This is a genomic window from Rubripirellula reticaptiva (assembly GCF_007860175.1).
Classification (GTDB): domain Bacteria; phylum Planctomycetota; class Planctomycetia; order Pirellulales; family Pirellulaceae; genus Rubripirellula; species Rubripirellula reticaptiva.
This window is the reverse complement of record NZ_SJPX01000002.1, coordinates 957,703-969,044: the sequence shown is the minus strand read 5'-3', so window position 1 is coordinate 969,044 and position 11,342 is coordinate 957,703. Positions and strand designations below refer to the sequence as shown.

At 55.5% G+C, this 11,342-nt stretch carries 8 protein-coding genes; 1 reads left to right on the top strand and 7 read right to left on the bottom strand.

Going from position 1 to position 11,342, the window contains the following annotated elements; all coding sequences use genetic code 11:
* Nucleotides 1-393: 393 nt before the first annotated feature.
* The 4 genes from Poly59_RS09805 to Poly59_RS29320 all read right to left on the bottom strand — a co-directional run bounded on the left by Poly59_RS09805 (nucleotide 394) and on the right by Poly59_RS29320 (nucleotide 6,620).
* On the bottom strand, nucleotides 394-2,007 hold the full coding sequence (locus Poly59_RS09805) for a prenyltransferase/squalene oxidase repeat-containing protein (protein WP_146533881.1): 1,614 nt from the start codon (nucleotides 2,005-2,007) through the stop codon (nucleotides 394-396).
* 178 nt (nucleotides 2,008-2,185) lie between these two features.
* Nucleotides 2,186-3,628 carry an aldehyde dehydrogenase family protein gene (locus tag Poly59_RS09800; protein ID WP_146533880.1) on the bottom strand — a complete coding sequence of 481 codons (1,443 nt, stop codon included), beginning with the start codon at nucleotides 3,626-3,628 and terminating at the stop codon, nucleotides 2,186-2,188.
* Between the two features lie 273 nt (nucleotides 3,629-3,901).
* Nucleotides 3,902-5,014 (bottom strand): phenylacetate--CoA ligase family protein, encoded by a 1,113-nt coding sequence (locus Poly59_RS09795; protein WP_390621452.1) that lies wholly within the window; start codon nucleotides 5,012-5,014, stop codon nucleotides 3,902-3,904.
* Between the two features lie 331 nt (nucleotides 5,015-5,345).
* Nucleotides 5,346-6,620, bottom strand: a complete 1,275-nt coding sequence (locus Poly59_RS29320; RefSeq protein WP_186776131.1) for a carboxypeptidase regulatory-like domain-containing protein — start codon at nucleotides 6,618-6,620, stop codon at nucleotides 5,346-5,348.
* A 328-nt stretch (nucleotides 6,621-6,948) separates the two neighbouring features.
* Between Poly59_RS29320 and Poly59_RS09785 the strand changes: the two genes are divergently transcribed.
* Nucleotides 6,949-7,308: a hypothetical protein gene (locus Poly59_RS09785; protein WP_146533878.1), complete on the top strand. Its 360-nt coding sequence runs from the start codon at nucleotides 6,949-6,951 to the stop codon at nucleotides 7,306-7,308.
* Here Poly59_RS09785 and Poly59_RS09780 read toward each other — a convergent pair.
* The 3 genes from Poly59_RS09780 to Poly59_RS09770 form a co-directional block, all read right to left on the bottom strand.
* Nucleotides 7,305-7,925, bottom strand: coding sequence for a metallophosphoesterase family protein (locus Poly59_RS09780; protein ID WP_146533877.1), 621 nt, complete (start codon nucleotides 7,923-7,925; stop codon nucleotides 7,305-7,307). The genes Poly59_RS09785 and Poly59_RS09780 overlap by 4 nt on opposite strands.
* Before the next feature lie 77 nt (nucleotides 7,926-8,002).
* Entirely contained in the window at nucleotides 8,003-10,687 is a 2,685-nt protein-coding gene (locus Poly59_RS09775; RefSeq protein ID WP_186776130.1) for a serine/threonine protein kinase, read from the bottom strand.
* A 62-nt stretch (nucleotides 10,688-10,749) separates the two neighbouring features.
* Complete coding sequence (locus Poly59_RS09770) at nucleotides 10,750-11,337, bottom strand: RNA polymerase sigma factor (protein ID WP_146533875.1); 588 nt, start codon at nucleotides 11,335-11,337, stop codon at nucleotides 10,750-10,752.
* Nucleotides 11,338-11,342: the final 5 nt, after the last annotated feature.

Below are 11,342 nucleotides of genomic sequence, written 5' to 3'. Positions count from 1 at the left end.
CTGGAACAACCGGTCGCAATTCCGGCGCGTCAAAACCAGACGAAGCTGAACATCCGGAAGGGTCGTTTCAAGGTATGACGGTTCTGTGGATTCTGAGGTGCTGCGTCCCCAGTGCCGACCGGTTTCGTCCCTTAAACTTCCTCGGTTTGAGGATGACTTCTCTCTAGTTGGGGCGCCGAGTTTCACGGCCAGGTCTGTTTCACGCTTTACTCAATGAGGTTTCGCTGAAACAAGGCCGGACAGGAACACAATCTTTCCGGCCAAGCTCGCAGCCTTGCCACATTGAATAAACGTTTACGGGATTTTTTGACCAGCAACAAGCTTGAAATCAACTGCTTAGACGGTCTGGCGTATCAGTCCTGCCGTAAGCAAAGTGCTCTCAACTCTCAAGTGTCAGTCGAGTGGGAACTCTTCGAGCTCTTCGTACATTGGCAGATAGCGATAGTAGACCTCAAGCGTCAGCGCACACATCGCTGTCGTGTACAGTCGTCCGCCCACATCGCCCCACCTTTCCTTGAAGTGCCAACTGCCCTTTTCGTGGCCGTCCTTCTCTTGCGTGGCGACCAAATGGTCTCGCAGCTTGGTATTCCACTTGTCCCAGTCGCCGTGGCGAGCGTGGTGCAGTGCAAGGGTGGCGTAGTAGTCGTGGTAGATGTTGCTGAGCATCGGCCCACGATCGGCCATCGCATCCATCGCTTTCTGGAATGGCGTGTGGCTGAGGTCTTCGCCCAAGTAAAGCATCATGGTCAGGCCGATCGCCGTGGTTGTCTTCTCCCCGGGCGGTGCCTGATAGCCAAACCAATAGGGGACCTCGCCACACGTCGACAGCAGAAACTGCTTCGCACTTCGCAGCGTGTGCGTTTGCAAGTCCACGTGACTGCGGCGGGCGGCGATCAATGACAGCACTTGCCATCCCGTCACCGTCGTGTCACCAGGGCGTTTCGGGCGATAGCCCCAGGAACCGCTATGGTGCTGAGCGATGCAAGTGAATTGGGCACCCTTCTGGACCAGATCGTAGAGGTCGGATTCTTTCTCACGATCCTTCTCGGCTGTCATGGCTAGCGCTTCTCCAAGCGCCATCGAAGCGATCCCGTGGCCATACATGCTGCCTTGTTGCCAGTCGTACCCGGCTTCAGATTCGGCGGCAGCATTTCGTAAGAAATAGATGCCTTTGCGAACGGTGTCGGCGTACTCGGTATCGCCGGTGTGAGTATGGCCAGCGCCGAGGAAGGCTAATAACGCCAGTCCCGTTGCTGCTGTTTTAGGTGCTGGATCTTTACCGCCGACGGTATTATGACGACATCGACCATTGCACGGATCAAGTTCAAGATTGAACGACCAACTGCCGTCATTTCTCTGGTGCGCGGCAAGGTAACGCAACGCATCTTCGACGGCTTGCTCGCTTGGCCCCGACGCACCGTACTTTTCGCCCAATCGAGTTCGCCCTTCGGGGGTTCGCCCCGACAGTCCGCCACCTGGCAAACGAGTGAGTTTGGCGGGGAAGCCGCCGGTGATCGCGGATAGGTTCGTTGGAATTTCGGCGGGTTCGATGTCGCTGGACGATGCTTCGGATTGAACCGGTGAAGCGATCGTGGCTGGATCCGCTTTCGCAAAGCTAACCGTAACAGTCGTCTCGGCAAGAGCTCCGTCGTTGGCAACTTCGCTGGTCGGATTGGCTTCGATGGCTTCAAGTTCGACGACGACAGAAGCTTCGCCTTGGCGAGCGATCAGGCTAGCGCCGGTTCCGTACTTGATCGGGTAAGTGACAAGTGCCAGGACGATCAGCATCACGGTATGCAGGATCGTGCTGACCAGAAACGGCAGAATCGAAGAAGTCGAGTCGGCGACCTTGGATTCGCCGTTCTTCACCGACTGTTCGGCATGGCTATCTTCTAGCCTTGCTGGTTCAGGGACTGGATCTTTCCACCGACCAACACCGCGAGCGGGCATCATTGGCACCGCCGCCTGCGTTGCCGCAGTTCCGGTCGTAAGGGTGGAATCGGTCATGTCGGGTTTGCTGGCCAAGTGAGAGATCTCCGAACTCTCGACTATAGCTTGCAACTGCGTTCGCGGCCCTAAACTGCAGTTATTTCGCGCCAGTTTGATCTTACCCCGGCGGCCGGCGGTCACGATTCTTGCTGATCATCGGGCCAGGATTGATCCTGGCCCGATGTCAAGATTTTCGCTACTCAACCGCTGGTTTGACTGTTAAATCAGCCGTTTGGTAAGCACGCGACCGGAACAAGAAATCAATCAGATTGCCCTCGTGCGGCTGCAGCCAATTCAGACGGTTCGTTGGAATCGGCCCGATGTTGATACGGTCGATTTCGACGCACGATCCGGCAGCGTCGATCAGCGATTGGTCGGCGGTCAACACCGTGCCCACTAGCGTTGGCCCAATCCGGCGGATCATTTCCGATTGTGGGCATTCGACGACGCTTACAAATGGGAACATGTACTCCTTGGCCGCGACGCCGCGATCGGGCGAGTCGGCGTGGACAACCATCGGACGAAGATAGGCACAGTGGTCTCGCTCGATCAGCTTCTCGCCGAACTCGGCTGTCATATCGGTGACGCCAGATTCAGCCAAGTCTTGTTGGACCATCGCGTAAGTTCCAGTTGCCATCGCTTTGACGGTAAACGCCGCCAGTTGAGCCTCGGGATCGCTCGGCGGTGTCACGTTGACTGGGCCGATTCGCTTTGCGATCGCCGCAGCAATCTCCTTGGTGTGACGGCTGGCCCAAATGCCGCTGCAATTGATACAGCTACGTCCTGAATTACTCAGTACGCTTTCCACCATGATGTCCAGATAGTTTTCCCAGTCGTCGACCACATCGTCGCCGATCAGAATCTTCGAGAAGCCCGGGCCGTGCGCTTGCACTCGCGGATTGCCCGCGTGGGACGCAACCGTTTGCGCGCTGCCAAAGATCATGCTACGCGGTGTCTTGGTCATAATCGCGCCGCCACTGTCGTGACCGCCGGGATAAAGTCCGAATGCTTCGGCGGGAACACCAGCTTCGATGAATGCCGAAACCATCCGGTAAGGCGTCCAAGGTTCCTGTGATCCTGGTTTCAATGCCAATCCGATCTGCAGCGGGATCGCTGGAAGCCACAGCGTATGAACGCCAGGCGAGTTATTGGGTAAGACGGCGCCCAGGACTGGCGTCTGAGCCTGGTAGCTAACGATGACGCCGCGGCCTTCTTCGCCATAGCCGCGCGAGAAAATCGACAGATCGAGCCCACGCGTCAGGCAGTCAAGGATCTGGTCCATATGGCTTAACACAAAACTGTTCTTCATCATGTTGGATCGGCACATGTGCTCGGGAAGCCCCGTGCTGGCCGATTGCTGATGAACGAACTGGTCAACCGACTGCATCGAGTCGCCAACTTTCAAGTCGGACGATTCGAACAGCGTCGCCGCATGCTTGCATTTTTCAATCAGGTCGCTGGTCGATAGTTGCAGCAACGCCTCGCGCGCTTTATGGGCTTGCCGCATGTCGCGTCCGACGATGCCCCCGCCGACATTGCCGATCTTGGCAATCGGTTCGCCTGTGTCAAAGTGAACCACATTGGTGAAGTCGAGCGATTCGTACGGTTTGCCCCAGCGGAGCGGACTTAGGGTGATCATGGTGGGAATATGTTGCGAGGAAACTTGGATGGGAGGACGCCGGGACTCACCTCGGTGTCGTTTAATGTCGCAAGAAATGGTATTGGGAATCGAACGTGTTTGACCCAACTTGTTTTCAGATGGGCGGAACTCGTCAAGGGATCGAAATCACTTCGTGACGGCAACAAAGTCTTGGGGACCTTCGCTACGCCAGAACCGCAAAATCCTATGACGATCAAACACTTGGTTAAACCCTTGCCGGTTGTGAGACAACCAGCGTCTCGTGGCGTCGCGTTAATAAACGCCGACAGTTGTTGCGCCGGCCAATTCGTGGAACGGGCGTACGCCACTAACACCGTCCCATGGGTACATGTCGAACGGCTCTTCGCGTTCACCTTCGTCACGTTCCATAAATCCGGGCACAAAGAATTCGTCTGTCAGCGTATAAAGTTTGACGCGTCCGGTTTCGCCGTAACCGACGGGAGTGTTGTAGTCGTCGAACGTGACCACCTCGGTAACCGCACGTGGCTGGGGTGCGTAATAAGCGATCTTGTAACCGTCGGCTGCCGTAATTGGCTTGCTGCACGCCAATCCCATCAACGTGTTGCCATAGGTGGGAGTCATGAAGACACCGCCTTCGGAAGCCGGTCCACCTAGCATCTCTTCAACACAGAACCGAGTCCACTGGGGCGTGAATTCGGTGCCGCCACTGAAGATGCCGGTGATACCGATCTCTTGCAGCGAAGTACCGCGTTCTTCCAGCCCTTCGTTCAGCGATTCGAGCAGTTTTGGCGTTGTGAACATGCACTTCACATCGTGACCTGCGGTCAACACGGTGATGGCTTGGTCGATGCAGTGTTTTTTGTACTCTTCCAGATGTTCCATCCATCCTTTCTTGATCAATTTCACGACCCAGCGAGGGTCCAGGTCGATGCAGAAGCAAATCCCGTCACGATACTGAGCCAAGTGTTCAACGGCCAAACGCAGGCGCCGTGGGCCACTGGGGCCCAACATCAACCAATTGGAACCTTTCGGGAAGTGCTTGTCGGGCAACGTGTCGCTGAACAGTTCGTAATCTTTCCAATGGTCTTCAATCACGACACGGCTTTTCGGGACGCCCGTCGTACCGCCGGTTTCGAAAACATAGGTTGGCTTGCCGGCATGACCTTTCGGAACCCAACGACGAACTGGACCGCCTCGCAACCAATCGTCTTCGAATAGCGGGAACTTCTTTAGATCGTCGAAGCTCTTCACGTCTTTCAACGGATCAAAGTTCAGTTCCGCTTTTTTACCGAGCCAAAACGGGCTGCCAGTTTCATCCGAAAAGTGCCAGTGGACGGTCTTGAGAGTGTGCTCGTTCAAGCGGTCCTTTGCTTGGGCTGCTTTATTCGCTAGGTCGTTGGTCATTGAAGTTTCCAGAGTGCTCATTCAAATCATGTCATCAGTTCGTCGGGGCGAGCGCCACCGAGCGGTCATCATATCAGGAAAGTGTTTGGTCCCGTCGCAGGCAGTCCACGGTCAGGCCAAGGAATGTCTGTTACGAAACCTGCAGCCCGAAATAACCGGACTCGTGGATATTATGCCGGCGTGGCTACCCTTTCTGACGAAATCGACAATTGCCGGCTTGCGGGACGTTCGGACGCGAGAATGCTCGACCGTTTTAAAACGAAAAAAGCCGCTACCCAGAGGGCAGCGGCTTTTCAGTAATTAGTCTTTGCCGATTCAATCCGAGCTCGGATCAGTTCGCAGGAGCTGCAGGGCTGGTTACGACTGGTGCAACGATTGCGTTGTTGTCGTCGTTCGATGTTGCTGCGATTGCTGCAACGCCGGCAATTCCAGCAAGTGCACCAAGGCCGCCAAACCCACCGCCACCGAATCCACCACCGCCACCATATCCGCCGCCACCGCCACTATATCCGCCGCCACCGTATCCGGGAGCGTAACCGCCGGACATCGGGTCAACGAAACCGTCCATCACGACTTCGCCTTCCATCACTTCACCGGGGATGCCACAGCCGCAGCCTTGATCGACGATCGTCTCAACGAAAGGAGCAGGTTGCACGATGACTTCCTCGACACAGGTGACCACTTCTGGGCACGGTGCAACTTGGATCGCGAATTCTTCGCAGCAGCATCGGTTGTTGTGGTGCCGTCCGAACAAACCGAAACCGACAAGTTGAGTTCCGTCCGCAGCGAGTGTCGCTTGTGCGGTTGCTGGTTGCGTCGAACGGTCAACCAGTTCGAAGCCGATCAAGCCGATGCCGTCTGGACCAATCGCCATGATCGAGTAGTTGCCAGCTTCAATGTTGGCAAACGAGAAGGCACCTGCCGAGTCGGTCAAGCCGCGGGCGATTTCCATTCCCTTTTTAAACAGGAATACGTTCGTGGATTGCGAATCAGTCAGCGAGTTCTTCGCAACACCGGCAACGTGAATTCGGCCCTTCATGCCACCGTCAGTCTGGATGACTCGGAAGGAGTCTTCACTGCGAATGCGATCCTTCAGTTGGTCAAGTTCAGCACCAGCGAACGATGCGTCACCACCGCGAACGTTGGTCGGCATGTAGCGAATGATTGCTGTATTCACCGTCGTGTAATCAACATTGGCAACTGCGATGTCAGCTTCGGTCGGCAATTCAACGTTTGCTGAAACTGAATTGTCAACAACGTGCATTGCACAGCAAGCAAAAACATCATCGCCACGAGCTGTCAGGGCGTAAACGCCACTCTTAACACCCGAGACTTTAAACATGCCCTTTGCGTCCGTCGTTGCACGCAAAACCTTGCCATCGCGAGCTTTCATTGCGACGCTAACACCCTTGAGTGCTTCGGCGTCGCCACCGATGCCAGGCATGAACACACGACCAGTCAATTCGCCAGCTTCACTGGATCGAACCCACTGATTCATGGTCAAGTGGTTGACAATCTGGGGCTCAGTTGCGTCGTCTTGTGCGGTCGCCGTGCCGGCGATGAACCCGATGGCGAGCAGAGAGAGAGTCGCGAACAAACGCTTCATGGTGATTCCTCGATGACGAAACAACTAGCCGGGTCGACCCGGACTTTTGATTTACTTGTGTAAAGATAGGCAAGCCTTAGCGATGATCCTATGCGATCAAGTCGCCGATAGCAACTGGTTATTTTCCAGAAATACCGGTTGTTGGGACTCCTGAATCCTAAAAAAGTTCCGCGTTTAACAGCAACTTCGACAACGCGCCTAAGATCAAAGCTCAAACTTCAAGGTTAAAATTCCGTTACAGTCGCTTAATGGCAATGAAACACCCCCCTGTCGGGAACGGCGCAGGGCACTTGGATTTATGAACACTAGTGTACAGGAACGTTCGGCAATGAGCAAAAACCCTTTTTCGCCCAGCCTACTCATTGCGGACGAAAAAGGAGTTTGTGGCGATGTGCGGCTGGTTCGATCCAGTTTCTTGTTCCGTGTCATCGATCTCGGTTTGCCATTGCCTTGCCGTTTGACCTATTCGGGATGGTGGTTTCTGCAGCGGGTTTGGATTGATGATCGAAAGGTCTGGTCAACGGTCAGTTGGTTGGCGCTGGCTCGCCGAATCGAGTTTCCGTTGCCGGCGGATTTAGACGAACGAAGACGCACGATTCGAATCGAAATTGATTTCAGACCGGGGCTGATGATCCGGCGATTTCGAGTTTGGGTTGGTGAGGAGCTAGCGTTGGATCAAATCAGTTAGCCGTCTGCCCCAGGACTGGCTAGGTCGATCACGATTCCCGATGGGCCCGCGTTCAGAATCGTCGTTTGGCCAAGCGTGACTCGGTTACCCCAGTCGCTGTGGATGTGCCCACAGACCACCAGGCGAGGATTTTTGGCCATGACGGTGTCTCGAATCGCCTGACTGCCTCGGATTCGACCACTGCTGTCGTGGTCAACGGTATCAATCGGTGGCGAATGAACGACCAGGATCGCGTGATCGGGACATCCCGACAAAAGCGCCCCTGCCTGCGTTTCGTCAAAGTCGTAGCTCCAGTCGCCAAACGGCGTCACAGGAATCCCGCCACCCACGCCCCAGTATGAAACGTCGTCGATCTCGCAACCGTTCCCATGCAAGACCGTTGCTGATCGCCACGACTTGGTCGCTTGACGCAGTTCGTCTGCGGTCTCGCCATTGCCCGGAACCAGCACGGCCGGTTTATCGATCTGGCACAATATATCAAGCGTGTCGGATAGCCCCTTGTGGCGATTAGCAAAGTCACCGGCACCAATCACGACGTCAACGTCTGCGGCCAGCGAAACTAGTTTCGTCGCGGCGTCTCGGTCGCAGTGCAAATCGCTAAAGCAAAGGATCTTCATCGGTGGTCTCGTCGCGGGTTTTCTAAAGACGTTTTATGCAGTTACTATTTCGCGGCGTCTTCACGAACACGTCAAGACTACGGAGCCTCTTTCGCTAATCGCTCATTAAGGATCTGAACCATCAACTTGAAAGTTTCGTTTTTATCTTGATTGGTCTTCTGAAGGATTTCGAGACGCGATTTCGCATCCGATGCGGACGCGAAATTTTTTGCGTAGATCGGACCGACGACGTCGAACAGGTCAGCTCGAAATAGGCTGCCCACCGTCCTCGACTGCTGCGTTTCAGCGTACTCGGTGGTGGCTGCTCGCAAAATTCGATCGACTTGTGCGGTAACGTACTGAGGCGTTTTCGGATCCAACTTGGTCAGTTGTTCAATCGCTTTGGCGTACCCATCAGGCCACGGATACCACACTAGCGCAGGATGCATCATTGTCTCGACGGCAAATTCGGTGGGCAATTCCAGGCGTCCCTCGCGCCGCATCTCGATCGCCGCCGCCAAAATCTCGCCATCGATCAGCCAGTTAGGGTGGACTACCTGCTCCGTTCCACCAACAATTGTTCCATCCATCATCATGCCGCGAAGGGAATTGCTAGTTTCCCAAATCGTTTCGCCATTTTTCGGGTCGACCGGTCGGTCACGGTACAGCGCGACCGTGTGGTCAACTCTCTCAACCACGTAACCGGCTATCCATGGTGGCGGATCGACGTTTCCTTTGGCCGCGGATACAACCTCGACCGCAGTCCCCCACGCTGCTTGGCGAGCCCATGTCGATTCGTAAACGATCGGTGACTCATGCAGGTTGTCTGTCGTCAGACTATCGCGACTGTTGGGTTTGAATGCTTCGGCGGCTTCGCCCAAATGCATCAGTAAGCGGTCGATGCTGTTCTTGCCTTCGTTTGTTTTGACGTAATTGGCGATGAACTCCTTCGCTGCTTCCTGGCGTTCAGGATAATTGGCTGAATGAGAGACGCCCATGACGTACTTGTTCAGCACTAATATCGTGGCAACCTTCGCTTTGTCATTCCCATCGGCAAGCGTGGTATCGATCGCGCCGAGCGCCGGCAGCGGAAAGTAGTTTGAGAACACCTCGGTCAAGTAACCCATGAATCGTTCGGGCGTCGGTGAAGGGGCGCCATATCCTAGGATGCCAGCATCGGGGTTTTCGTTGACCTGATAGGTGCCGTACTCGTTGGCAAGTTCTAAGGTTCGCATCGCCGCTTTGCTGCGGTGCTCGGTATCTCGCGACAGCAACTCGATCGCTCGCATGGCTTGCCCGATGGCTTCGATTTGTTGTTCTCGTTGGAAAATGTCCATCCAGTGATCAAAGTCTTTGCCGAGGTAAAGACGCGCGGGAACAGCGGCTTTTGTCTCGCCGGGAATCGCTCCGTCATTGGAAACTACCTCGACTTTGGTGTCGTCGCCGTCAGTCGTTACGACGACGGTTCCTCGTTTGGTTTGAATCTGAATCACCACGGTCGCAAGGACCGCCCCTACCGCCAACCATGCCAGCGGCCAGAAACCGCCGGTGAACCGTTTATATAAGTTGTCGATCGGCGGCAGCGATTCGTTCCGGCTCGGTTGGGGCATCGAAGCCAACGAAACGTTCGCCGGTTCATTCATCTGTTCGGCGTGGCGAATCAACGTTTTTAGATCCGCCTCCGCAGCCCACTGACTGATCTGATCCGCCACGACATTCGCACTAGGTCGACGAAGTGGATCTCGGTCAAGCATTTGGCCAACAAACTTATCAAGTTTAGCGTTCACTTCCGGGCGAACACTCGACAGGACGGGTGGCGATTGATTGGTGATCGCTAGTACTCGCGCCGCGATTCCTCGATCGCTGGCAAAAGGCCACTTTCCGCCAATCAAACGAAACAGAGTCGCGCCGAGCGAATAGACGTCGGCCGACGTATCAACTTGCCGGCTGTCGATCAATTGTTCGGGCGACATTGCGGGCAGAGTTCCCATCAAATGGCCGACGGTTGTTAAGCGGTCGTCAGTCGCGAGCGGATCGTCGCCCGGTAAAACCAGCCCTAAATCCAATAGCTTGACAATGCCGGCGCGAGTCAGCATTAAATTGGACGGTTTGACGTCGCGATGCACTAACCCCGAACCATGAACGTGCCCAAGCGCCATCGCGGCTTGACGGACGATTTCACATGCATCCGCGATAGAAAGTTTGCCGACACGATTGGCGACACGTCCGACGTCGAGTCCGTCCAAGTATTCCATCACTAAATAGTGCCAGCCCGATTCGCAGCCCGCGTCGCTGGCCCGCACAATCCCCGGATGTTCAAGCGACGCGACGGCGGCCATTTCGCGTTCAAATCGATCGAGCCATCCCGGTTGGCTGACACGGGACGGCGGTAACAGCTTGATCGCGCAATGGCGTTTCAGACGATCATGCTGGGCAAGGCAAACGGTCCCCATCCCGCCTTGGCCGAGGTCTCGCAGGATTTGATATGGCCCAAGTCGGTCAATCGGCGGAACCGTTTGCTCTTGCACGTGCGAACGGTCCAGCAGTCGGTGGATTGCAAACTGGCACGCCGATTCAGTTTGCACCGCAACGCCTTGCGGATCTCGTAGAAGTGGTTCATCGAGACACAGCGAAGGTAAATCAAGTTGCTGGGCCAGTTTTTGACAGCTCTCGCATCCGTCGACGTGCTCTGCGGCCGAGTCAAAATCGGCCGGTTCCATTTTTCCGCCAATCAAATTGGCCATTTCATTGGCCGTTAAACAGCCGGTGTTGATCGCAAGCATTTCGTTGGCTTTCAGGCGAGAATGATCGGGTTTCCGACTACCCAACGAAATGATTGGACACATCAGGACTGAAAATCGGACAATTCTTTTTTTAGTCGCTGCAGCACTCGAGCACGTGCCTTGTAGACGGCCCATCGACTGACGTTCATTTCATCTGCCACCGTCGCCGGATCGCAGCCGTCCACAGCCGTCCGCCAAAACATCTGCCAAGTTCGAGCGTCTATTGATGCTCGCAACACTTCCAGCATTCGTAATCGAACGGATGCGACATCATCGTCCAATTCGCTCGGTGGATCCGCGTCATCGACGATGGACCACTCGATCGCGGAAATGTCGAGGATCGTCGGCACCCGCGCGTCGGCACGCTGGCGGTCGCGAAGTTTGTGCTTGGCGATCGTCCACAGCCAACCGCGAAATGTCGCATCGCATCGATCGGCATCGAATCGGCCAAGCGCCTTGGATACGGCCAAGAAAGTCTCTTGCATCACGTCGGCGGCGTCGGCCGATTGGACTCCGCACCGACGAATCCAGCCGTAAACGAGTGGCCCATACACTTGAATCAACATCCGCCAGCCCTCGTCGTCACCGTCTCTTGCTCGATCGAGCAGTGACAGGTGAGTCGACGGTTCTTCGGCACAGCGGTGATTCATGAAAG